At 70.6% G+C, this 23,066-nt stretch carries 22 protein-coding genes; 9 read left to right on the top strand and 13 right to left on the bottom strand.

Annotation, left to right across the window (positions count from 1 at the left end; translation table 11 throughout):
- Positions 1-4 precede the first annotated feature (4 nt).
- From ACWY4P_RS20300 to ACWY4P_RS20280, 5 genes are all read left to right on the top strand, one after another.
- Positions 5-985, top strand: coding sequence for a UDP-glucuronic acid decarboxylase family protein (locus ACWY4P_RS20300; protein WP_456211953.1), 981 nt, complete (start codon positions 5-7; stop codon positions 983-985).
- Positions 986-1,073: 88 nt separating this feature from the next.
- Positions 1,074-1,766 carry a class I SAM-dependent methyltransferase gene (locus ACWY4P_RS20295; protein ID WP_456211952.1) on the top strand — a complete coding sequence of 231 codons (693 nt, stop codon included), beginning with the start codon at positions 1,074-1,076 and terminating at the stop codon, positions 1,764-1,766.
- A gap of 4 nt (positions 1,767-1,770) precedes the next feature.
- Positions 1,771-2,598 carry a phytanoyl-CoA dioxygenase family protein gene (locus tag ACWY4P_RS20290; protein ID WP_456211951.1) on the top strand — a complete coding sequence of 276 codons (828 nt, stop codon included), beginning with the start codon at positions 1,771-1,773 and terminating at the stop codon, positions 2,596-2,598.
- A 156-nt stretch (positions 2,599-2,754) separates the two neighbouring features.
- A complete protein-coding gene (locus tag ACWY4P_RS20285) occupies positions 2,755-4,812 on the top strand; it encodes a thioredoxin domain-containing protein (RefSeq protein ID WP_456211950.1) in 2,058 nt (685 codons plus the stop codon).
- 126 nt (positions 4,813-4,938) lie between these two features.
- Positions 4,939-5,955: an MDR family NADP-dependent oxidoreductase gene (locus ACWY4P_RS20280; RefSeq protein WP_456211949.1), complete on the top strand. Its 1,017-nt coding sequence runs from the start codon at positions 4,939-4,941 to the stop codon at positions 5,953-5,955.
- Positions 5,956-5,995: 40 nt separating this feature from the next.
- On the opposite strand, the gene ACWY4P_RS20275 is transcribed toward ACWY4P_RS20280, so the two are convergent.
- The 3 genes from ACWY4P_RS20275 to trhA form a co-directional block, all read right to left on the bottom strand.
- A complete protein-coding gene (locus tag ACWY4P_RS20275; RefSeq protein WP_456211948.1) occupies positions 5,996-6,607 on the bottom strand; it encodes a TetR/AcrR family transcriptional regulator in 612 nt (203 codons plus the stop codon).
- Between the two features lie 5 nt (positions 6,608-6,612).
- A complete protein-coding gene (locus ACWY4P_RS20270; RefSeq protein WP_456212999.1) occupies positions 6,613-7,998 on the bottom strand; it encodes an MFS transporter in 1,386 nt (461 codons plus the stop codon).
- Positions 7,999-8,064: 66 nt separating this feature from the next.
- Positions 8,065-8,778 (bottom strand): PAQR family membrane homeostasis protein TrhA, encoded by a 714-nt coding sequence (gene trhA / locus ACWY4P_RS20265; RefSeq protein ID WP_456211947.1) that lies wholly within the window; start codon positions 8,776-8,778, stop codon positions 8,065-8,067.
- Positions 8,779-9,048: 270 nt separating this feature from the next.
- Here trhA and ACWY4P_RS20260 point away from each other — a divergent pair, with 270 nt between their 5' ends.
- Positions 9,049-10,878 (top strand): phosphoenolpyruvate carboxykinase (GTP), encoded by a 1,830-nt coding sequence (locus ACWY4P_RS20260; RefSeq protein WP_456211946.1) that lies wholly within the window; start codon positions 9,049-9,051, stop codon positions 10,876-10,878.
- 94 nt (positions 10,879-10,972) lie between these two features.
- Here ACWY4P_RS20260 and ACWY4P_RS20255 read toward each other — a convergent pair whose 3' ends face one another.
- Genes ACWY4P_RS20255 through ACWY4P_RS20240 form a run of 4 tightly spaced genes read right to left on the bottom strand, consistent with a single transcriptional unit; the run spans position 10,973 to position 15,499 of the window.
- Positions 10,973-11,593 (bottom strand): hypothetical protein, encoded by a 621-nt coding sequence (locus ACWY4P_RS20255; RefSeq protein ID WP_456211945.1) that lies wholly within the window; start codon positions 11,591-11,593, stop codon positions 10,973-10,975.
- Positions 11,580-13,163 (bottom strand): substrate-binding and vWA domain-containing protein, encoded by a 1,584-nt coding sequence (locus ACWY4P_RS20250; protein WP_456212998.1) that lies wholly within the window; start codon positions 13,161-13,163, stop codon positions 11,580-11,582. Before ACWY4P_RS20250 ends, ACWY4P_RS20255 begins: the two co-directional genes overlap by 14 nt.
- A 35-nt stretch (positions 13,164-13,198) precedes the next feature.
- The gene (locus ACWY4P_RS20245; RefSeq protein ID WP_456211944.1) at positions 13,199-14,383 is read right to left on the bottom strand and encodes a toxic anion resistance protein; all 1,185 of its coding nucleotides are present in this window, start codon (positions 14,381-14,383) and stop codon (positions 13,199-13,201) included.
- A 15-nt stretch (positions 14,384-14,398) separates the two neighbouring features.
- Positions 14,399-15,499 (bottom strand): hypothetical protein, encoded by a 1,101-nt coding sequence (locus ACWY4P_RS20240; protein WP_456211943.1) that lies wholly within the window; start codon positions 15,497-15,499, stop codon positions 14,399-14,401.
- Positions 15,500-15,654: 155 nt separating this feature from the next.
- On the opposite strand from ACWY4P_RS20240, the gene ACWY4P_RS20235 reads away from it, so the two are divergent.
- Positions 15,655-16,266, top strand: a complete 612-nt coding sequence (locus ACWY4P_RS20235) for an SMI1/KNR4 family protein (RefSeq protein WP_456211942.1) — start codon at positions 15,655-15,657, stop codon at positions 16,264-16,266.
- On the opposite strand, the gene ACWY4P_RS20230 is transcribed toward ACWY4P_RS20235, so the two are convergent.
- Genes ACWY4P_RS20230 through ACWY4P_RS20220 form a run of 3 tightly spaced genes read right to left on the bottom strand, consistent with a single transcriptional unit; the run spans position 16,253 to position 18,298 of the window.
- Positions 16,253-16,717, bottom strand: a complete 465-nt coding sequence (locus ACWY4P_RS20230; protein WP_456211941.1) for an N-acetyltransferase family protein — start codon at positions 16,715-16,717, stop codon at positions 16,253-16,255. The two genes, ACWY4P_RS20235 and ACWY4P_RS20230, sit on opposite strands and share 14 nt — an antisense overlap.
- Entirely contained in the window at positions 16,698-17,417 is a 720-nt protein-coding gene (locus tag ACWY4P_RS20225; protein ID WP_456211940.1) for a maleylpyruvate isomerase N-terminal domain-containing protein, read from the bottom strand. The genes ACWY4P_RS20230 and ACWY4P_RS20225 overlap by 20 nt, the downstream gene beginning before the upstream one ends.
- Positions 17,414-18,298 (bottom strand): NAD(P)-dependent oxidoreductase, encoded by an 885-nt coding sequence (locus tag ACWY4P_RS20220; protein ID WP_456211939.1) that lies wholly within the window; start codon positions 18,296-18,298, stop codon positions 17,414-17,416. Before ACWY4P_RS20220 ends, ACWY4P_RS20225 begins: the two co-directional genes overlap by 4 nt.
- A gap of 148 nt (positions 18,299-18,446) precedes the next feature.
- Between ACWY4P_RS20220 and ACWY4P_RS20215 the strand changes: the two genes are divergently transcribed.
- Positions 18,447-19,439: a GlxA family transcriptional regulator gene (locus tag ACWY4P_RS20215; RefSeq protein WP_456212997.1), complete on the top strand. Its 993-nt coding sequence runs from the start codon at positions 18,447-18,449 to the stop codon at positions 19,437-19,439.
- Between the two features lie 23 nt (positions 19,440-19,462).
- Here the strand turns inward: ACWY4P_RS20215 and ACWY4P_RS20210 are convergent, their stop codons facing one another.
- Positions 19,463-20,476 (bottom strand): alkene reductase, encoded by a 1,014-nt coding sequence (locus ACWY4P_RS20210; RefSeq protein WP_456212996.1) that lies wholly within the window; start codon positions 20,474-20,476, stop codon positions 19,463-19,465.
- 182 nt (positions 20,477-20,658) lie between these two features.
- On the opposite strand from ACWY4P_RS20210, the gene ACWY4P_RS20205 reads away from it, so the two are divergent.
- Entirely contained in the window at positions 20,659-21,036 is a 378-nt protein-coding gene (locus tag ACWY4P_RS20205) for a MerR family transcriptional regulator (protein ID WP_456211938.1), read from the top strand.
- Positions 21,037-21,067: 31 nt separating this feature from the next.
- Here the strand turns inward: ACWY4P_RS20205 and ACWY4P_RS20200 are convergent, their stop codons facing one another.
- Both ACWY4P_RS20200 and ACWY4P_RS20195 read right to left on the bottom strand, forming a co-directional pair.
- The gene (locus ACWY4P_RS20200; protein WP_456211937.1) at positions 21,068-21,580 is read right to left on the bottom strand and encodes an O-acetyl-ADP-ribose deacetylase; all 513 of its coding nucleotides are present in this window, start codon (positions 21,578-21,580) and stop codon (positions 21,068-21,070) included.
- Positions 21,577-22,989, bottom strand: coding sequence for an amidase (locus ACWY4P_RS20195; RefSeq protein WP_456212995.1), 1,413 nt, complete (start codon positions 22,987-22,989; stop codon positions 21,577-21,579). The genes ACWY4P_RS20200 and ACWY4P_RS20195 overlap by 4 nt, the downstream gene beginning before the upstream one ends.
- Positions 22,990-23,066: the final 77 nt, after the last annotated feature.

Genomic DNA, 23,066 nt, shown 5'->3' with positions numbered 1-23,066 from the left:
CGTGGTGAGCAGGGGTGAGCACAGCCCTTCGAGTACGGTGCTGAGGCGCATCGTGATCACGGGCGGGGCCGGCTTCATCGGCTCCCATCTGGCCGAGTATTTTCTCCGCTCGGGCACTCATGTGGTCTGCCTCGACGACTTCACCTCGGGATCCAAGGAAAATCTGGAGTTCGCGGACAAGAGCAAGCTGGACCTGAGGACCGTCGACATCTCCGAAGAATGCGATGTCGAAGGGCCGGTCGACGCCGTACTCCACTTTGCTTCTCCGGCTTCGCCTGTTGACTATTTGAGCAGGCCTCTGGCCACGATGCGTGTCGGCTCCCTGGGCACGCTGAATGCTCTGGAGCTGGCCCGACGCAAAGGCGCGAGACTGCTCCTCGCATCCACCAGCGAAGTTTATGGCGACCCACAGCTGCACCCGCAGCCAGAAAGCTACTGGGGACATGTCAACCCCATCGGGCCGCGGAGCGTTTACGATGAGTCAAAGCGGTTCTCTGAGGCACTGGCTATGGCTTACCGGAAGCAGCATGGCGTCGATATCGCCATCATACGCATTTTCAACACTTTCGGCCCGAGAATGCGGCACGGTGATGGCCGGGCAGTTCCTGCGTTTGTCACTCAGGCGTTGTCCGGATCATCCATCACCGTCTCAGGCGACGGCAGTCAGACCAGATCATTCTGCTTCATTGACGATCTTGTCGACGGAATCGTCAGAATGTTGCGATCAGACCTCGTCGGTCCGGTGAATCTCGGTAACCCGGAGGAGCTTCGCATAGATATGCTCGCGACTTTGATCAAGTCGCTCACCGGATCGCGATCACCTATCAAATTCATTGATCTTCCCGTCGACGATCCGAAGTGTCGTCGCCCCGATATTTCCAAGGCGAGACGGGAGCTCGAGTGGGAGCCCAAGGTCAACGTCACGGACGGTCTACGTCGAACCATCGCCTGGTTTCGCCAGGTCTCGATTGATTCCGAGACCTGAAATTCCTGCGTAGCTGCGGAGTGAGCTGCCTAAAGGTATCGACGCCAGTGCGGCGACCGTAACCACCGCATACCGCGAGGGAAGGGTAATGGATCAGAAGCTCGGGCTCGTGACCGAAGCGGAAATCAATTGCTGGTATGACGGAAAAGAATTTTCGTCCGACTGGACGACAAGTCACATTCCAATCTGGGCAGACATTCTCTCGGATCGCCGGCGCCGGTTCACGCGCGTGCTCGAAATCGGCGCTTGGGAGGGCCGTTCCGCACTCTTCTTCCTCAATTTCTTGAAAGAATGTTCGCTGACGTGCATAGACACCTTCGAGGGTAGCATTGAGCATCACGAGGATGAATCCCTTGTGCCGTCGCTGGCCGACGTTGAACAGCGATTCGATGTCAATACCGCGCAATTCGATGAGCGGGTAGAGAAAATCAAGGGCGCGTCAGGGGGTGTGCTGTCGCTACTGGGTATCGCCGCGCGCCGGTTTGATATCGCATACATTGATGGCAGTCACTATTCCGCCGACGTCTATTGCGACGCTGCATTGACGTGGTCGCTGATGACGGCAGGCGGCGTCGTGATTTTTGACGACTACGACTGGAACCTCATGAACACGGAGAGTGAACGCCCGAGGCTGGGTATCGACTCCTTCCTGCGGACCATTCCTGGGCAGTATCGCGAGATCCATCGCGGCTACCAGCTAATTGTCGAGAAGATGTCTCCCTCGTCCTCAAGCAAGCCTGGAAACGCAGTTGTCGCTGACGCCCAGATGAGAGTGGAGTAGTGCCATGGGCCTCCTTGATTCTGAACAACTCGCCTTTTTTGATTTATTCGGCTTCGTCGTCGTGCGTGACTTTTTCACGCCCGATCAATCGGGGCAGCTTTTTTGTGAAGTCATTCAGAGCCTTACGGATCAGTATCCGCAGCTCCGCGAACTGAGGGAGCCCGCGGCGAAGACCGGCATACCGGTGGACGGTGTCACGAGCTATTTCCTGCCGCTGATGAACTCGGCGACAACACCCGTTAGTTGCGAACTGGTCAACGAGTCCCCGCTGCGTGCCATCGCCGAGCAACTGCTCGGCAAGGACGTGCTCGTCAAGCCCCCGAAGGGCTCGTATCTCAGCAACGCGTCGCCCTGGCACCAGGACACCAGAGACACGGACCTGAGGGCCGTCAAATGTGTTGTGTACCAGGATGAGCTGTCAGTGGCCGACGGTTCCCTCCAGTTTCTGCCGGGATCCCACCGGGGAGCCCTTGCACGGCGACTGTCCGCCTACCGGGACGAGATGACTGTTGAAGCGGAATTTGACGAACTGGGTGAGGAGCGCCGCTGGCCCGGTTTCGGCCCCCCGCTCCGGCCGACCGATGTGGTGCTCTTCGATCCTCACATCTGGCACGGCAGTATTCACGGGCGCGCGCGGTTCAGCTGGACCACCTCGTTCGTCGCCGTTCCGGAGGGACGGGACGAGAAAATCGCGGCTCAGAAGTACATCGCTCAGTTCCTCGGCCAGGACTTCGTTTACGATCAAGAGAAGTTCCCGTACTACGACGCGAGCTGGTTCCGCGCGGATGCGCCCGCCTTCGTGACGCGGATGAGGGAACTCGGAGTTCTGTGACCTGCGCCTGACAGACCATGGCCGTGTGACCCGGGACGGGCGACCCCGACCCGCTGAGGACGGCGGATCAAGGCTCAGTGCGTCGGCACCGGCCCCGTTCGCGCACCGCCCCGTGGCGCATGGGCGCGGCGGCGGCGCGTGCGCGAGGATGGAGGTATGCCCAACCGACTTGCGCAGGCCACGTCCCCGTATCTCCTCCAGCACGCGGACAACCCCGTTGACTGGTGGCCATGGACGGCCGGCGCGTTCGAAGAAGCCCGGCGGCGCAACGTCCCCGTGTTCTTGAGCGTCGGCTACAGCGCCTGCCACTGGTGCCACGTCATGGCGCACGAGTCCTTCGAGGACGACGACACCGCCGCGTACATGAACGAGCGCTTCCTGTCCGTCAAGGTGGACCGTGAGGAGCGGCCCGACGTGGACGCCGTCTACATGGAGGCCGTGCAAGCCGCCACTGGGCAGGGCGGCTGGCCCATGTCCGTGTTCATGACGCCGGACGGGGAGCCCTTCTACTTCGGCACCTACTTCCCGCCCGAGAGCCGTCATGGCATGCCGTCCTTCCGTCAGGTGCTCGAAGGTGTGCACAGCGCCTGGACGAGCCGACGGGACGAGGTGGGAGAAGTCGCTGGGAAGATCACTCGGGACCTTGCCGGGCGGAAGCTGGGCAACGGGGATGCCGGAACGCCCACCGAGGAGACTCAGGCCCTTGCGCTCCTCCAGCTGACCCGGGACATCGACCCCGCGAGCGGCTGGTTCAAAGGCGACACCAAGTTCCCGCCGTCGATGGTGGTCGAGTTCCTGTTGCGTCACCACGCGCGGACCGGTTCCGTGGCGGCGTGGGAGATGGCCGAGGGGCTGTGCGGCGCGATGGCGCGTTCGAGCCTGTACGACCAGCTGGGAGGCGGGTTCCACCGGTATGTGCTGCGGGCTCGCCCCGATGGGCCTTTGGTACCGCACTTCGAGAAGATGCTGTACGACAACGCCCTGCTGTGCCGCGTCTACGCCCACCTGTGGCGGGCCACCGCCCGCGGCGGAGCCGCTAATGGACTCAGCGATCTCGCACGCCGCGTCGCTGTGGAGACCGCCGAGTTCCTGGTCCGCGAACTGCGCACCGAACAGGGCGGGTTCGCCTCGGCCCTCGACGCCGACAGCGACGACGGCAAGGGCGGCCACGCCGAGGGCGCGTACTACGTGTGGACCCCGGAGCAGCTGAGCGAGGCGCTGGGGGAGAAGGACGCCGAGCTCGCCGCCGAGTACTTCGGCGTGACCGAGGAGGGCACCTTCGAGCAGGGAGCCTCCGTGCTGCGGCTGCCCGACCGCGAGGCGCCGGCCGACGCCGGGCGCGTCGCCTCCGTACGGGAGCGGCTGCTGGCGGCGCGCGAGCAGCGGCCGCGCCCGGGCCGCGACGACAAGGTCGTCGCCGGGTGGAACGGGCTGGTGATCGCGGCGCTCGCCGAGACCGGCGCGTACTTCGACCGCCCCGACCTCGTCGAGGCCGCGGCCGCGGCCGCCGACCTGCTGGTGCGCGTCCACCTGGACGACCGGGGGCGGCTCGCCCGCACCTCCCTGGACGGCGCGGCCGGATCCCACGCGGGCGTCCTGGAGGACTACGCGGACGTCGCCGAGGGCTTCCTCGCGCTGGCCTCCGTCACCGGCGAGGGCGCCTGGGTCGAGTTCGCGGGCCTGTTGCTGGACACCGTGCTGCGCCACTTCACGGCCGAGGACGGCACGCTGTACGACACCGCCGACGACGCCGAGGCGCTGATCCGCCGCCCCCAGGACCCGACGGACAACGCCGCGCCCTCGGGCTGGACGGCCGCGGCCGGAGCGCTGCTGTCGTACGCGGCCGTCACCGGCGAGGACCGCCACCGGGAGGCGGCCGAGCGTGCGCTCGGCGTGGTGCAGGCGCTCGGGGCGCGGGTGCCGCGGTTCATCGGGTGGGGCCTCGCGGTGGCCGAGGCGCTGCTGGACGGGCCGCGCGAGGTGGCCATCGTCGGACCCGGCGACGACCCGGCGACCCGCGCCCTGCACCGGGCCGCCCTCCTGGGCACCGCGCCCGGGGCGGTGATCGCGGTCGGCGAGCCCGGCTCCCGGGAGGTGCCGCTGCTGCTGGACCGCCCGCTGCTGGAGGGGCGGCCCGCCGCGTACGTGTGCCGCCGGTTCACGTGTGACGCGCCTACGGCGGACGTGGGGGCGCTGGCGGGGAAGCTGGGGTGAGGGCCGGAAGCGCTCGGCGACCCGCGGCTTGACCGGGTCATGAGCGGTGCGCCCTACGGTCGCTGTATCGCCCGGCTCGCGCCGCGGCGGCCCGGCCGCCGCGGCGCACCGTATGGAGGAGCGCCGATGCCCGCCGTCCCCGCCGTGCACCGCGAGGTGCGCCTCGCCGTCTGCCCGCGTCCCGCGCAGCGGCTGAGCGCCGAACACTTCGACGTCGTCGAGGTCCCGGTGCCCCGGCCGGGGCCCGGGCAGCTGCTGGTGCGCAACCGGGTCATGGCCGTGACCGCCGTGATGCGCACCCTGATGAACAGCGAGGCCGACCTGTTCATGCCGCCCTATGGGGTGGGCGAGACGCTGTGGGGCCTGACGGTCGGCGAGGTGGTCGCCGCGCCCGGCGGCGGGCCCAGGGCCGGGACGCTGGTCGAGCACCGGTTCGGCTGGCGCGAGTACGCGGTGGTCGACGCCGCCGAGGCGCACCCGCTCGACCCGGCCGCGCTGCCCGACCCGGCCGCCCATCTGTCCCAGGGACCCAGCGCCTGGATGGGCATCGTGCGGGGCGCCGAGGTGCGGTCCGGGGACACGGTGTTCGTGACGGGGGCCGCGGGCGGGGTGGGGTCGCTCGCGGGCCAGATCGCCCGGCTGAAGGGCGCGAAGCGGGTCATCGGGAGCACCGGCTCGCCGCGCAAGGCCGCGTATCTGACCCGGGAGCTGGGCTACGACGCGGTGGTGATCCGGGGCGCCGGGCCGATCGAGGAGCAGCTGCGCGAGGCGGCCCCCGACGGCCTGGACGCGGTCTTCGACAACGTCGGCGGCGAGCAGTTGCGCGCCGCGCTGGCCCTGGCCCGCCGGGGCGCCCGGTTCGCGATCGTCGGGGCGCTGTCGGGGCAGGCCACGGGCGGCGCGACGGCCCCGGTGGAGATCGACACGGTCGCGCTGACCGCGCGCGGGATCACGCTGCGGGGCATCGCGCTGTACGACCACATGGACGTGATCCCGGAGTGGACGGCCGAGTTCGGCCGCGGGCTGCGGTCGGGGACGCTCACCTTCCCGCACGTCCGCCTGTCGGGCATCGCGCGGGCGCCGCGCGCGCTGCGCGAGCTGCTGGAGGGGCGGCATGTGGGCGCGGTGCTGGTGGATCTCTGACCTACCCTGTTCGCTCACCCAGCCGCTCTGACCTGCTCAGTCACAGGGGCAGGCCGCGGGCCAGGAACTTCAGCGCGTGGTCGATGTCCTTCTCCACGTCCTCGATCCGCCCCTGGTCGAAGCAGTGGAAGATCGCTTCCTGTACCGCCCCGAGGACCGCCGCCACGACCACCCGCACGTCGAGGTCGTCCGACGCCCGCCCGCTGCGCTCGGCCAGCACCTCGCCCAGCATGTCGCCGGTCTCGGCCAGGCCCTCACTCATCCGCCCGCGCAGCGCCGGGACCTGTCGGATCAGCGTCAGCCGGACCAGCATCTCCTCGGGGAAGTCCTCGGCGTACTGGCGCATCAGGCCGACGAGTGCGTGGCGCAGGGAGGTCACCGGCGGTTCGTCGAGGGGCCGGCCGCGCAGCGCCTCCACCATGATCGGGTCGTACTCGTCCGTGAGGACGATGTCCTCCTTGGTGGGGAAGTAGCGGAAGACCGTGCTGGGGGAGACGTCGGCGGCCTCCGCGATCTGGTCGACCGGGGTGGCGTCGTACCCCTGTTCCTCGAAGAGCCGGTACGCGGCGCGCCGGATCGCCTGCCGGGTCTGGATCTTCTTGCGCTCACGGAGTCCGAGCTTGGGCGGGGCCGTGGGGGTGGTGCGTGCCATGGATCTCATTGTCGGGCATCGGTGCGCTCCTGGGCCATGGCTGCCGGTGCCTCGGTGTCCGCTGCGCCCCGTGCGTCCCGTGCGCCCTGATCGCCTTGCGCGCCCCGGCCCGGCATGAAGCGCGCGGTGAGGGCGGCCGCGGCGAGTGAGGCGGCGGTGACCAGCAGGGTGAGGTCCATGCCGTGGACGAAGGCGCGGTCGGCGGAGGCGGCGAGCTCGGGGCTGTGCAGGCGCTCGGCCAGCAGCCGGGCGGCGACCACCGAGTCGCCGGCCGCCTCCGCCGCGCCCGGCGGCAGCCCGGTGGTGTCCAGCCGGTCGTCGTACGCGTCCGCGAGCAGGCTGCCGAGCAGGGCGATGCCGATGGCGCCGCCGACCTGCCGCAGCGTCATGAGGAGCCCCGAGCCGGTGCCCTCGCGGTCCTTGGGCAGCGAGCCGAGGGCCGCGTCCATGGCCGGGACGATGCCGAAGCCGAAGCCGAGGCCGGTGATCGTCAGCCAGAGCGCGGTCATGCCGTAGCCGTCGCCCACCTGGGTACGCGAGCCCAGGAACGCGGCCCCGGAGATCACCAACAGTCCGCCGGCGATCACGGGCCGGGCCCCGAAGCGCGCGGCGAGCGGGCCGGCGGTGCGGGCGGCGACCAGCAGCCCGCCCATGATGGGCAGCAGCCGCAGCCCGGTGCCGAAGGAGTCGTGGCCGAGCACGGCCTGGAGGTACTGCGGCAGCACGAACAGCAGCCCCAGCAGGCAGAAGCTCGTCAGCGTGGCGGCGAGGGCGCTCCACAGGAAGGCCGGCCGGCGCAGCAGCGGCAGGTCGAGCATGGGGCGTACGGCCCGCCGTTCGCGCAGCACGAGGCCGGTCAGCAGCGCCACCGAGGCGGCGAGGGCGGTGCAGATGAGCGGGTCGGACCAGCCCCGGTGCGGGGCCTCGATGATGCCGTAGACGAGGGCGGAGAGCCCGCCGGCGCTCAGCGCGGTGCTGACGACGTCGACCTTGGGGGCGGCCGGGTCGCGGGTCTCGGGGAGCAGGAACAGGCAGACGACCATGGCGATGGCGGCCATGGGAATGTTGATCAGAAAGACCGAGCCCCACCAGAAGTGGTCCAGGAGCCAGCCGCCGACCAGCGGCCCCAGCGGCATGCCGAGCGCCGCGGCCGCGCTCAGGGCCCCGACGGCCTTGGCGCGCTCCTCGGGGCCGAAGAAGGTGGGCACGACGGCCAGGGCCAGCGGCGAGACCAGCGCGGCGCCCAGGCCCATGATCACGCGGGCGGTGACGACGAGCGCCGCGGAGTCCACGAGGGTGCCGACGACCGAGCCGACCAGGAAGATCCCCAGGCCCGCCACCAGCATCGCGCGGCGGCCGAACCGGTCGCCGAGCAGACCGGCCGGGAGCATTCCGGCGGCGAAGACGACGGTGTGGACTGTCAATCAGGGTTGATGTGGGAGTCGATGCGGGAAGGGTCAGGCGTGCTGATAGGCGACCAGTGAAATGCCCACGTAGTGGACGACGAAGGCGGCCAGCGTGAGGGAGTGGAACACCTCGTGGAAGCCGAACCAGCGCGGTGACGGGTTGGGGCGCTTGGTGCCGTAGACCACCGCGCCCACGCTGTAGAGCAGCCCGCCGACGACGATGAGCGTCATCACGGCGATGCCGCCGGTGCGCAGGAAGTCGGGCAGGAAGAAGACCGCCGCCCAGCCCAGGGCGATATAGCAGGGGGTGTAGAGCCAGCGCGGGGCGCCGACCCAGAAGACCCGGAAGGCGATCCCGGCGAGCGCCCCCGCCCACACCAGCCACAGCATCAGCTGCTGCTTGCTCTGGGGCAGAAGCAGCAGCGTGAAGGGCGTATAGGTGCCCGCGATGATCAGGAAGATGTTGGCGTGGTCCAGCCGGCGCAGCACGGCCGCGGCGCGCGGGCCCCAGTCGCCCCGGTGGTAGAGGGCGCTCACGCCGAACAGCGCGCAGGCGGTGAGGGTGTAGATACCGCAGGCCATGCGTCCGCGCGGGCTGTCCGCCAGGGCGGTGAGGATCACGCCGCCGACGAGCGCGGCGGGGAACATGCCGGCGTGCAGCCACCCTCGCAGCCGTGGCTTGACCGGAACCGGCGGAGCTGCTGGGGGCCCTGGCGCGGTGTCGACCGGAGCGGCAGCGGCGGGGTCGGGCGCGGCGGCATTCATGGCGCACATGCTATCTACGCAACCGTAGGTTACCCCCCTGTTTCGAGTGGTGATGGTCACCCTGCGCCCACTGGACAGAATGCCCGAGCCGTCGGATGATCAAATGAGCGCGGTCGGCACCGGATGAGCTGAGCGTCCGGGTCGCAGCCCCCAAGGGGTAGCTGTCTCCATAACCTCCAGAACCTAATATGCGGGTATGAGTGCACATATCCGCCCAAACCCTCAATCAGTGACGCCGGACCGGCGCGGTCCCGGCGGGATGGAGCGATCGTGGCGCCCAGCAATGTGGCTTCCTCAACCACCGCAGCCCCCACCAGCCACCAGGAGCTGATCTCCTGGGTCGGCGAGATCGCCGAACTCACCCAGCCCGACCGGGTGGTGTGGTGCGACGGCTCGGAGGCGGAGTACGAGCGCCTGTGCGCGGAGCTCGTGGAAAAGGGCACCTTCCAGCGTCTCGACCCGATCAAGCGGCCGAACTCGTACTACGCGGCCTCCGACCCCACGGACGTGGCGCGCGTCGAGGACCGCACCTTCATATGCTCCGAGCGCGAGCAGGACGCGGGCCCGACCAACCACTGGAAACACCCGGACGAGATGCGCCAGATCTTCGCCGGGGAGCAGGGCGTCTTCCGGGGTTCGATGCGCGGCCGGACCATGTACGTGGTGCCCTTCTGCATGGGCCCGCTCGGCTCGCCGCTGTCCGCGATCGGCGTCGAGATCACCGACTCCGCGTACGTCGCCGTCTCCATGCGCACCATGACCCGCATGGGCCAGGACGTCCTCGACGTCCTCGGTGACCAGGGCTTCTTCGTCAAGGCCGTGCACACCCTCGGCGCCCCGCTGGAGCCCGGCCAGGCCGACGTTCCGTGGCCGTGCAACTCCACCAAGTACATCTCCCACTTCCCCGAGGCCCGGGAGATCTGGTCGTACGGCTCCGGCTACGGCGGAAACGCGCTGCTCGGCAAGAAGTGCTACGCCCTGCGCATCGCCTCTGTCATGGCCCGCGACGAGGGCTGGCTCGCCGAGCACATGCTGATCCTCAAGCTCACCCCGCCGCGCGGCGAGGCCAAGTACGTCGCCGCGGCCTTCCCCAGCGCCTGCGGCAAGACCAACCTCGCCATGCTGGAGCCGACCATCCACGGCTGGACGGTCGAGACCATCGGCGACGACATCGCCTGGATGCGCTTCGGCGAGGACGGCCGGCTCTACGCGATCAACCCCGAGGCGGGCTTCTTCGGCGTCGCGCCCGGCACCGGCGAGCACACCAACGCCAACGCCATGAAGACCCTGTGGGGCAACTCGGTCTTCACCAACGTCGCGCTCACCGACGACGGCGACGTGTGGTGGGAGGGCATGACCGAGGATGCGCCCGCGCACCTCACCGACTGGAAGGGCAACGACTGGACGCCCGAGTCCGGCACCCCCGCCGCCCACCCCAACGCCCGCTTCACCGTGCCCGCCGGGCAGTGCCCGATCATCGCGCCCGAGTGGGAGGACCCCAAGGGCGTGCCGATCTCGGCGATCCTCTTCGGCGGCCGCCGGGCCAGCGCGGTGCCGCTGGTCACCGAGTCCTTCGACTGGCAGCACGGCGTCTTCCTCGGCGCCAACGTGGCCAGCGAGAAGACCGCCGCGGCCGAGGGCAAGGTCGGCGAGCTGCGCCGCGACCCGTTCGCCATGCTGCCGTTCTGCGGCTACAACATGGGCGACTACATGGCCCACTGGGTCAAGGTCGGCAAGGACGCCGACCCGGCCAAGCTGCCGAAGATCTACTACGTGAACTGGTTCCGCAAGGACGCCGGCGGCCGGTTCGTGTGGCCGGGCTTCGGTGAGAACAGCCGCGTGCTCAAGTGGATCGTGGACCGCCTCGACGGCAAGGCCGAGGGCGTCGAGACCCCGATCGGCGTGCTGCCGACCCGCGAGGCGCTGGACACCGAAGGCCTGGACATCGCCGACGCCGACCTCGACCTGCTGCTGACCGTCGACAAGGGCGTATGGCGCGAGGAAGCGGCGCTGGTCCCCGACCACCTGCGCACCTTCGGCGACCACACGCCGCAGGAGATGTGGGACGAGCACCGCGCGCTCGTCGAGCGCCTGGGCTGAGCCCGAGGCTGAACCTGAGCTGAGGCTGAGGCTCAGCCACGGCCCGCACCGCGCCGTTCAGGCCGGGGCCCGCACACGACAGTGCGGGCCCCGCCTAATTGTTGCGCCCCCGCTCCTCCAGATACCGCGTATGCGTCTGCTGGCGGCGCGCCTCCGCCTCCCGCAGGGCCGCGGCCATCGCGTCCGCCTCGTCGAACAGCAGCGTCAGCTGCCGCTCCAGATGGCGCTCGGGAGGGTCCGTGCCCGGGGTGAGCCGGGCCCACCAGCGGGTGCGGGCGTAGGTGTCGACGGCCTCGGGGACGTCGTGGCGGATGATCCGCGACAGCGTGTACGTCCCCTCCGGGTCGAGCATCAGCGCCTCGCCCGCCAGCTCCGGGTCGAGCAGCGCCGCCAGCAGCCCGTCCAGCTCGGTGAGGCGGCCGGAGGCCGCGGGCGGCAGCTCGACCTGGCCGAGGTAGTCCCGGAGCCGCGCGAAGTCCTCCCGCAGGGCGTCCAGTTCCCGGGCGGGGTCGGGGAAGTCCGGCGCCGCGGGCCGCTCGGGCGGGGCGATCAGCGCGCCCGCGCCGTACAGCCCCGCCACCACCACCGGCCAGTAGGCGCCCGCGAGGCCGGTGAAGGTGAGGGCCAGGCCCACGATCCCCGCCGCGCCGCCGGCGATGTTCTTGCGGGACTCCAGATAGCGCAGGACCTTATTGGTGACCTTATTGGTAGCCACGGATCTCCTCGAAGGCCTGGTCCAGCGAGCTCTTGGTTGCGTCGAAGAGCCGTCCGCCGGTGAGGGAGGCGATGCCCTCCAGCTCGGCCCGGTCGGAGTCGCCGAAGACGATCGGGAAGACGGGGGTCGTCCGCTGTGCCCCGGGGAGGCGCCGGTAGAAGGCCTCGAAGTCGTCGGCGGACGCTCCGGCCGTGTTCTCCCCGTCCGTCATCAGCACGATCGAGGTGAAGCGGTCGTCCCCGACGGCCGAGGCACGCTGGGCGAGGTGGCGGTATGCCTCCCGCAGGCTGCTGAAGATCGCGGTCTCCCCGTCGGCGGTCAGCGCCTTCGCGTCCGCGCGGATCGCGGCGAGCGCCTTGCCCGGGTCGTCCTTGGGGACCGTGTGCGTACGGACCGCCTTCACCGCGGAGCCGAAGGGCATCAGCGTCACCTCCTCCCGGTCCCGGAACCGCTCCCCGGTGGGTGCGCCGTCCGCGCCGGCCAGCTGGGTGAGCGCCGCCTTCAGCCGGCCGAGCCGGTCGCCCTCCATCGAGCCGGAGGTGTCCAGCACGTACACCGTCCGCGAGGGGCGCCGCAGCTCGTTCTCGTAGGCGGCGAGCAGCCCGTCGGCCACCGACCGGGTGCCGGGGAAGGGCAGTTCGCGCCGCTTGGCGGCGGACAGCGGGGCCGCGGGCCGGACGGAGGTGACGACGGGCCGCCGGAAGGTCCGCTCGGTCAGCGTGCGCTGCGCCTTCGTGGACCGCAGATACTCGGTGAGCGCGCGGACCGAGTCCCGCGCGTCCTGGGGCGCGGAGGCGAGCGCGGTGAGCGGGTAGTCGGCGGTCACGACGCCGTCCTGCGGGCGGATCACCGTCAGGCCGGTGTGGTGGTCGCGGTTCAGGGACAGCAGCACGGACTCGTAGTTGATCAGGGCGTCCACGTCCCCGCGCCGGGTGTACGCCTGGGCCAGCCACCCGGAGGAGCCGGACGTCAGCTTCTGCCCCGCGAAGAACTCCTTGAGCTTCGGCGTGACCTTCCGCACGTCGGCGTCGCGCAGCGCCGACTGGGCGCCGGACAGCCCCGAGGCGATCGAGATGAGCGCCGAGAAGCCGGAGTTGGAGCGCACCGGGTCGGTCATCCCGTACGTCAGCTTCCCGTCGGCCACCGCCTGGTGGATCCGGGCCCAGGTGACCTGGTCCGGGTGCCAGCCCAGCCGCCGCACGACGTCCGCCTTGACGCCGAGGGCGACCGGCGAGGTCATCACCGGCGTCTCCGAGGTGACCTTCTTGGCGGTCTCCGGGCGCAGCCGCAGATAGTCGTTGGACGACAGCCAGATCGCGTCGTACGCCCCGTCCGCCTTCCCGGAGGCCACCTGCTCGACCGCGTCCAGGGTGCCGGACCAGGTGGCCTCGACGGTGACGCCGGTCGCCTCGCGCGCCGCGTCCAGCACCGGCTTCATGTCCGTCAGCTCGCTGCTCGCCAGGATCCGCAGCGTGCCGGGGGCGCGCTTGCCCCCCTCGCCCTCCTTATCCCCTCCGTCTTCCGAGGTGCAGGCGCTCACCGGCAGTACGGCGGCGAGGCCGAGGGCCATGAAGGCGCGCCGGGGCACGCCTTGAGGGAATGGGCTCACTGAAGGCTCCCCTCGGCCGCGCTCGCCGAGCGGGTGCGCTCCAGATACGTGCTCGCCTGCTGTAGCTCGTCCGTCAGGGCCTCCACCGTCGCCGCCATCGACTCGGTCGCCCGCGCCTTGTACGTGTCGATCGCGTCCAGCGTCCGGTAGATCTGCTGGAACGCGCCGCGCAGCGTCTCCACGCCCACCGCCGGGTCGGCCGCGATCCGCTGGATCTCGCCGCTCTGGGTGGCCAGCATCTCCGCGTTGCCCCGGATCAGGTCCTCGGTGGTCCCGCGCAGGGCGTTGACCTGCTCGGTCACCTTGCGCTGGCTCTCCAGCGCGGAGGACAGCATCACCGCGATGCGCAGCGCCGAGACGGTGGTGGTCGCGGCCCGGTCGACGCCCTTGATCAGCTCCTCGTTGTTCCGGCGTACGACATCCATCGCCAGATACCCCTGCGCGCACACCGCGAGCTGCGTCAGCAGGTCCTGGTGCTTCTGCCGTACGGGGAAGAGGACGTCGGCCCGCAGCGCGTCCGCCTGCACCGGGTCGGTGGCCTCGACGGCCGTGATCTGCCGCTCGACCGCCGTGTCCAGGGCGTCGGCCAGCACCGCGTACTCCTGGAGCTTGCCCATGGACTCCCACAGGCGGACGCGCTCGGTGTGCAGGGCGGCGTTGTCGCGGCGCAGCTCGTCCTGGCCGCCGCGCAGCGAGCCGACGATCTTGTTGAGGGTGCCCTGGGCGGAGGCGTACTTGGCGACGTGGTCGCGCAGCTTGTTGCCGCCCGGCAGCTTGGACAGCAGCTTGCGCGCGCCCTTCAGCTGGGTGTCGCGCGGGTCCAGGTCCTCGACGGTGCGGCGCAGTTCGACCAGCGAGGAGGACACCCGGGTCTGCGCGTCGCCGCCGCCCTCGCCCTGCGCGAGGGAGCGCACGGTGCGGTCCAGCATCCGGTTGGACTGCTGGGCGGCGCCGCGCATCTCACCCGTGCCGAGCGCGGTGATCTCGCCGATCCGGGTGGCGAACTCGGGGGAGCGGGCGTCCAGTCCGGCCAGCGTGTTCACGTACTCGGCGGCGCGGCGCTCCATGTCGTCCCGTACGGAGTCCTCGACCGGCACCAGGCCGGCGGCCTTCTCCTTGGGCACCGGGGCGACGGGCTCGGGCGGGGTGAGAACCAGGTCGTCGGTGTTGTCAGTGGCCATGGTGGTCTCCTGTCCCTAGTTCCTGGCTCGTCGCGCGAGGTCCCGCAGCACCTCGGCCTTGGGCACGGGCGCCTGCCGGACCCCGGTCAGCCGCTGGTTGAGATACGCGGTGTGGGACGCGGTGGCGGCGATGAACTCGGACGCCGCGCCCTGCGGCCGGAAGCCGTGCCGCACCGCCAGCTCGCGCAGCTTCTTGTCGCCGCTCAGCAGCTCCCCGAGCTTGCGGCCCTCGGGGGTCAGCGGCACCAGGGTGTGGTCGCTGTTGACCGTGACGTCCGGGTAGAGGACGACCATGTCGCCGACGTCCTGCTTCTGCATCAGCAGCGAGGCGACCTGCGATTCGTAGACCAGGACCAGCGGGTTGGCCGCCCCGCTGATGAAGTCCCGGAACGGGGCGTCGGAGCTGGACTGCTGGGCGCCCTGGACGCTGATGAGCTTCTTCATCAGCGGGGCGGTGCGGGCGAGGCCGTCGTCATCGGCGACGATACGGCCGCCGTTCGCCACGTACGAGGCGGCGGCCAGATACAGCGCGCCCGAGTTGGACTGGGCGGGGTCGGTGCTGGTGATGGACACCACGCCGTTCAGCTCGCTGTACTTCTCCGAGCCCTTGAGCTGCTGCCAGGTGCGGTCCTCCTTGGCGGCCTTGAGGTAGGCGTCCATCTTCAGCCTGCCGGTGTTCTTGCCGGTCAGCGTCGCGAGCCCGTTCCCGGCGAGTACCCCGGCGGCGTTGCGATGCGCGACGACCACCAGCGGCGAGTAGAACGGCCGCAGCGGTGTGCCGTTGACCCCGGCCTTCCGGGCCAGCTCGGCGGCCGGGGACTCGCTGCTCGGGAAGGCGAAGTCGTACCCCTTGAGCGACAGGTTCTCCATCGCCCAGGAGCCGGACGTCTCCGTCTTGACGGTGAATCCCTTGGCTGCGAGGGCCTTCACCACGTCGGGGTCGGCGAAGAACTCGGCCTTCTCCGACCCGATCACCCCGCGCACGGTCGTCGTTGCCGTGCCCTTGTCCTTATCGCGTCCCGCGACGACGGCGACAGCCACACCGCCGATCAGCAGAACCGCCAGGACGATTCCGAATATGCGTCTCACGGCGGCAGCGTGCTCCCGGAAGCCCACATTCCGGGCTTGGTCAGATGACGGGAAGGTGAACTGCTGATCGCAGTCCGAAACAGGAATCGGCCATTCTGGAACGGGAGTTGGTGCCACCCGGCGCCCTTGCGCAGCGGCCGTGGCCAGGGCCGCTGTCGGACCGGTGTGTCACCCTGTGCACCATGACCGGCCACCCGACCGACACCCCGACGGACGACCCGACCGACGACCTGATCGGCACGCAGACCCCGGCGCGCCGCCTCACCGATCCGGACGAGGCGATCGCCGCACTGGAGCGCGCCGTGCCCGGGCTGGCGGCTCACCGTCGGCCGGAGCCTGTTGTGCCCGACTGGGCGGTGCTGGAGGACGGCCTGGGCACCGCACTGCCCGCCGACTACAAGCGCCTCGCCGAGTGGTACCCCACCCTCCTCCTCGGCGACTTCCTCCTCGTCCCCTCCCCCGAGCAGGGACGGGAGCAGTACCTCCTCGCCGGCATCCGCGAGACGCTGACCGAGGACCTTGTGGACTGGTGGGAACACGACATGACAGCCGGTCTGCGCCCCTACCCGGTCCCGGGCGGGCTGCTCCCGTGGGCGGAGTCGAACCAGGGCGACATGTTCCTGTGGACCACCACCGGGGACGACCCCAGGGAGTGGCTGGTCACCGTCGCCTCACACAACGGCGGCTGGTGGCACTACGCGGGCGGCGCCGTCCAGTTCCTCGCCGAGCTGTGCGACGGGACGCTCGAACCCTGGGAGCTGCCTTCAGTCGACCGCGACGTCATCGCGTTGTGAGAGTGCCGTCGAGCCGCTTGCGGAAGCACACACGGGCCTGCCCCAACCCGTCGTAGTCGCTGTGCACGGGCACCCCGTCGACCTCGCGGTCGCCCGCTTCGAGCTCGAACCCCATGGCCCGGTGAAACGCGATGGACCCGGTGTTCCCCGGCGAGGTGATCGCGCGTACCTCCGTCCGGCCCGCCGCGGCGGCCCGCCGGAAGAAGGCCTCGTAGAGCCCGCGGGCCACGCCCTGCCCACGCAGCCGGGGGTCCACCCCCACGAAGTGGATATAGGCCTCACGGTCGTTGTCGCCGGAGTAGAAGCCGACCAGGAACGCCTCGACGGCCCCCGCCTCGTCCTCCCGCACCAGGCTGGTGCCGGAGAAGAACTGCAGAAACAGCTTCGGCAGCAGCAGCGACAACTCCCGGGCCTGCTCGGGCGTGCGGGAGTCACCCCACCATGTCTGCACGCACCTCACGATCGCGGGGTGGTCGGATGTGCGGGCCTGGCGCAGATCTGGCATTCCTGTCTCCTTCGGTAGTTCCGTCCCACTGCCACTCGGCGCGCCGCGGACGGCCGGGAAGCGGGATACGTCCGGTGCACCACAACAGGGTGTCAAACGGGCTGTTGCCCGCCGGGGCACCGGGGAAGAGACGGGTGAGCGCGGCACCGACCGGGCCGTCGGGCGGGGCCCAGGGAAGCCCGAAGGCGCGGGTGATGTCGTAGGTGTGGACAAGTAGTTCGGTGATGCCCATGGCGGCGAACCCGGCGGCGTCGGAGTGCCCCCAGGGGTGCCAGGCGCGCACATGGGTGGCCGTGTCCCGGACGGTGGAGGTGAGAAGGGACGTGGCGATCCGGATCCCCTCCAGACAGGCGGGGACCGGGGCCTCGGGATCGAGCGAGGCGAAGAGCGTGACGTAGCGGTCCTGGGGCCGGGCGATGAGCAGGCCGGCGTAGCCGGTCAGGCCCAGGGCGAGGTGGTCGAGGGTCTCCCGGCAGGTCCAGTCGAGGCCGTGGGCCGGGCGTGACCAGTCCTGGTCGGCGGTGGTGAGGAGAGCAGCCAGGCAGTCGTCGGCGGCGGCCGACAGCAGCTCCGCCCAGGGCGCGGTGGTGGCGAGGGGCATCGGTCCCGGGGCGGGGTCGGGGATGGCCGCGGACGTCGTGGTCACTGGTCCGCCGCCGGCTTCCTCAGGACCTCGATCACACCCGCGAAGCTGTCCGAGCCGTGGCCCGCGGCCCTGGCCCGCTCCATGGTGGACTTCAGCAGTTGGGGCAGGGCGTTGTCGATGCCCCGGGATGCCGCCGCGTGGAGCAGGTGCTCGATGGCCGCGATCTGTACGTCGATGGTCGCGTCGTCGCCCGGATAGCGGCCGGCGTCCACCTGCGGTGCGTAGGTGGTGAGGAAGCCGGTCACGGCGGTCAGCCAGCGGATCGCGACCGGGGTGAAGGCCGTGGCCGGCGTCTTCTCGGCGCCGACCAGCGCGGTGCCGTGCAGCCAGCCGGCCATGGTGGACCACATCAGGCCGAGCAGGGCCGCGTCGTAGAGGGAGGCCAGGCCGGGGTCGTCGGACAGGTGCAGGGGGTCGCCCAGGGCCGCCAGGGTCGGCCGGTGGGCTTCGAAGACGGCGTGCGGACCGCTGTAGAGGAACATCATCTCGGGGCTGCCCACGCCGGGCGGGGTGGTCATGATCGCGCCGTCGAGGTAGTCGGCGCCGTGCGACCGGGCCCACGCGGCCATCTCGTGGGCCTGCTCCGGCGAGCCGGAGGTGAGGTTGACCAGGACCCTCCCCGCGAGGGAGTCGGCGACGGGGTCGAGGACGGTGTGCAGCGCCTCGTAGTCCAGTACGCACGCGAAGATGAGCGGGCTCGCCGCGATCGCCTCCCGGGGCGTCGCGGCCGGGCGGGCTCCCCGGTCGGCCAGCGCCCGGGCCCGGTCCGCCGAGCGGTTCCACACGGTGGTCGGGTGGCCGCGGTCCAGCAGCGCGGCGGCCAGCGCCGAGCCCATCGAGCCCAGTCCGATGACCGTGACGGCCTGGTGGTCAGCGTTCAACTCACAACTCCTTGTACGTCCGCACACAGCGGTTGATCACTCACCTCCCACGCTCGCAGCGCCCGGCGGCCGCGGACAGTGACACCGATGACGGCCATCACCAAATTCCTGCCATACGCTGCGAGGCATGAACGCTGGTTCCGTGGCCGTGGTCGTGACCGAGGAGATCGGGCTCCCCTCCTGGGACCTCTACGAGCTGAGCATCCCCTGCACCGTCTTCGGGAAGGCGCAGTCCGACCTGGCCGACCCCTGGTACGAGCTGATGCTGTGCGGCACGGGAGAGGGTGAGCGACCCAAGGACGCCGACGCCGCCGCCGGCACCGGGTTCGTGCTGCGGACCGGCTACGGCCTCGACGACCTGGTCGGAGCCGACACGGTCATCGTGCCGTCGGTGCCCGACGCCTGTGTCGAAGAGGGCAAACCCCTGCCGGAGGCGCTGATCCTGGCCCTGCGCCGGGCCTACGACGCGGGCGCCCGCATGGTCTCCCTGTGCACCGGCGCCTTCGCGCTCGCCGAGGCCGGGCTGCTCGACGGGCGGCGCGCCACGGCCCATTGGCAGCACACCGCCCAACTCGCCCAGCGCTATCCGAAGGTGCGGGTCGACGACTCGGTGCTGTACGTGGACGACGGCGACGTGCTCACCAGCGCGGGCCTGACCGCCGGGCTCGACCTCTGCCTCCATCTGGTGCGCCGCGACCTCGGCGCCCATGTCGCGAACCAGCTGGCCCGCCGCATGGTGGTGCCCGCCCACCGGCCCGGCGGCCAGGCCCAGTTCATCGACCTGTCCGTGCCCGCGACCGACGACGACGCACTGGCCCCCGTACTGGACTGGGCCCGCTCCCACCTCGACCGGCCTCTGACGGTGCGGGACTTGGCGCTGCGGGCCGCGATGAGCCCCCGTACCTTCTACCGTCGGCTCCAGGAGGCCACGGGGACGACGCCCTTGCAGTGGCTGCTCACCCAGCGCCTCGGGCGGGCCCAGTCCCTACTGGAGTCGACCGACCTCCCCATCGAGAGGATCGGCGAACTCAGCGGCCTGGGCACGGCCAACAACCTCCGCCACCACTTCCTCCGGCACATCGGAGTGTCGCCGAGCGAGTACCGGCGGGCCTTCCCCCGGACCGTTCCCGGGGCCGGGTGACGCGTCTCCTGGCGCGCTCGGCGTCAGGCCGTGTGCTGATACGCCGAGTAGGTCAGATAACCCGCGTCGCCGCCCTGGTAGTACGTGGCCTCGTCGGCGGGGGCGATCGGGAGCCCGGTGCGCAGCCGCTCGACCAGGTCGGGGTTGGCGATGAAGGCGCGGCCGAAGCTGATGAGGTCGGCCCCCAGCCCGAGCCAGTGGTCGGCCTCGGTCCGCCCGGTCTGCTTCGGGCCCATCGGAAGCACCGGGTTCATGATGAGGGTGCCGGGCCACGCACGGCGCAGCCCCACCAACATCTCCTCGTCGGCGGTGGCTTCGAGATGCACGTACGCCACCTCAAGCCGGGCCAGCTCGGTCAGCAGCGCGGTGTAGAGCTCTGGAACATCGGCTTCCGCCACGCCCCAGAACGTCCCGCCCGGGGAGAGACGTATACCGGTCCTGGCCCCGCCGACGGCCTCCACGGTCGCCGACACCGCCTCGACGGCGAACCGGATCCGGCCTGCGACCGAGCCTCCGTAGCGGTCCGTGCGCAGGTTGGCGTTAGAGGAGAGGAACTGCGAGATCAGATAGCCATTGGCGCCGTGCAGCTCGACACCGTCGAAGCCGGCGTCGATGGCGCGGCGGGCGGCCCGGGCGTACGACTGGGCGTGCTCGGGCACCTCAGCGGTCTCCAGGGCGCGCGGCGTCGGCGTGGGCTGGGGCCCGGTCGGGGTGAACACCTCGCCGACGGCGGCGACGGCCGAGGGCCCGACCGGGCGCATACCGGTGGTGTCCGGGTGCGAGACCCGCCCGCCGTGCATGAGCTGGGCGAAGATCCGGCCGCCGCTGGAGTGCACGGCGGCGGTCACCGGGCGCCACGCGGCGACCTGCTCATCGGTGTGCAGTCCCGGTGTACCCGGATTGGACTGCCCGATCAGACTCGGCTGCACGCCTTCGGTCACGATCAGCCCGGCGGTGGCCCGCTGCGCGTAGTACGTCGCCATCGACGGCGTCGCCAGACCGCCGTCGGCGGCCCGGATCCGCGACATCGGGGCCATCACCACCCGGTTGGGCAGCGTCAGGTCGCCGAGCCGGTAGCTGTCGAAAAGGGTCGTCGTCACGTCGGCATTCCTCCGCGATCCGCGGCGCCCGCTTCTCGGGCGCTCGGCGGTTACGCTAAAACCTCACATGGATGTCAGAGGCAAGGCTCTGTGTCGCGGGTCACAGTCGGGAGGACGGCATGCGCATCGGGGAGCTCGCCGCACGAGCCGGGGTCAGCGTCAGATCCCTGCGCTATTACGAGGAGCAGGGGCTGCTCACCAGTACCCGCAGCGCCAGCGGGCAGCGGCATTACACGGATGACGAGGTCGAGCGGGTCACGTTCATCCAGCGGATGTACGCCGCGGGTCTGTCCAGCCGCACCATCGCCGAAGTGCTGCCGTGTGTCGACGCGCCCAGCGAGGAGAATTCCGACGCCGCGCTGGAGCGGATGGCACAGGAGCACGACCGGCTCTCCCGCCACATCGACGAGCTCATCCACACCCGGGACGCACTCGAAGGGCTGATGGCCACGAACCGCGCGCACCGCGAGACCTTGCGGGCAACGGCTGCCTGCTGACCGCGGTCTGCTGATCGCCCCGACCGCGTCCTTAACCTGCGTGCGCGGCGAACGCCGCGTACGCGGGCTCGTCGAAGAGGACGAACCTGACCTCCTCGACGGCTGTGTCCGTGGCCCGCACCGTCTCGACGGCGATGCGAGCTGCGTCCTCCATCGGCCACCGGTAGACGCCGGTGGAGATGGCCGGGAACGCGACAGTGCGGGCGCCGAGTTCGTCCGCGACCCCCAGCGACTCGTGGTAGCAGGAGGCGAGGAGTTCCGAGCGGTCCTCGGTGGCGGACCACACGGGCCCCACGGTGTGGATCACCCACTCGGCGTGCAGCCGCCCCGCCGTCGTGGCCACGGCCCGCCCGGTCGGCAGCCCTTTGCCGTAGTGGGACGCCCGCAGCGCCCGGCACGCCTCCAGGACCTCGGGCCCGCCCCGGCGGTGGATGGCGCCGTCGACGCCTCCGCCGCCGAGGAGGGAGGAGTTCGCGGCGTTGACGATGGCGTCGGCGTGCTGGTCGGTGATGTCGCCGCGGACGAGGGTGATCGTGGTGCTCATGGGCCCATTGTGGAGTGTCGGCGTGGGTCGATCGGTGTGAGCACTCCGAGGCGGTCCTCGATTTCCTGGGCAGCGGCCAGGCACAGGTCCTCCCGGAACGGGCGCCCGACGATCTGCACACCGGACGGCAGCCCATCGGTCAACCCGGTCGGTACGGCCACCCCGGGCACGCCCACGAAACTGGTCACCGAGCACAGGCGCATCCCCGCCCCGACCCGTTGCCGTCCTGCCCTGTCGCGTGACTCCAGCCCCGGCTCGACGGGCGGCTCGGTGAACACCGGCCCCAGCAGCAGCGGGTACTCGTCGAGGAACTCCGCCCAGGACCGGCGGATGTTGAGCCAGGCGCCCATCAGCTTCATGAACTCCTCGGCGGTCGCGGGCGGGGTCTGCTCCATGGTCATCTCGATGTAGCGATCTCCACCTTCGCCGAGCAGTTTTCGCACGGTGGGCCAGGCCGGTGCGAACTCGGTCACGGTGATCCGGTTGTACGCCTCCAGCGCCTCGTCCAACCGCGGAACGTCCGCCACCTCCCGCACGTCGTACCCGGCGTCCCGCAGCGCGTCGGCCGCGGTCGCGACGGCCCCGCGCACCGTGGGGTGGACGCCGTGGCCACCGGGGTCGGCGACGACCGCGACCTTCATCGGCCCCGGCAGCCGCTCACCGTATACGGGTACGGGCACGGCCCGCGGGTCCCGCGGATCGGTCCCGGCCAGCGCCTCGTATGCCAGTCGCAGGTCGGCGACGGTGCGGGCCAGGGGGCCGTCGGTGACCAGCATCTGTGACGCCGGTCCGGGGTCGTCCGGGCCGAGGACGCGGTGGTCGGCGGGGAACCGCCCGGTGGTCGGCTTCAGCCCTGCCACACCGCAGAACGAGGCCGGGATCCGTACTGATCCGCCGGAATCGTTGCCGAGGCCGAGCGCGGCCATGCCGGTGGCGACGGCCACTCCGTCGCCGCCACTGGTGCCCCCCGGGGTCCGGCTCCGGTCCCACGGGTTGACGGTGTCGCCGAACAACTCGCTGCGGGTGTGCATCCCGGCCAGGATCAGAGTGGGTATGTTGCTGTGCCCGATCGGTATCGCTCCCGCCGCACGCAACCGTGCCACCGGGGGCGCGTCGGCCGGCGCCACCAGGTCGCGGAAGCGCGCGGACCCGAGCGTGGTCGGTACACCTTCGACGGCGGTGGTCTCCTTCACGGTGAACGGCACGCCGGCCAGAGGCCCCAACTGCTCGCCCGCGGCCCGCTTTCGGTCCGTCTGCGCCGCGGTCTCCCGGGCGCGCTGGGCCAACAGCTGCGTGACCGCGTTCACCTGCGGGTTGACCTCGGCGATGCGGTCCAGATGGCTGTCGACCAGTTCCACGGCCGAGACGTCTCCGTCGCGAACTGCCGCTGCCTGGGCGGCGGCCGACATCTTCCACAGGGCGTTCTGCACGACCCCTGCCCTTCCCGTTCACGTTGCGATGCGCTTGCATCGGAACCGTAGCCTAG

This window comes from Streptomyces sp. LZ34, from assembly GCF_053890475.1.
Note: the sequence above shows the minus strand (reverse complement) of the source record. Positions and strands in the feature narration are given on the sequence as shown.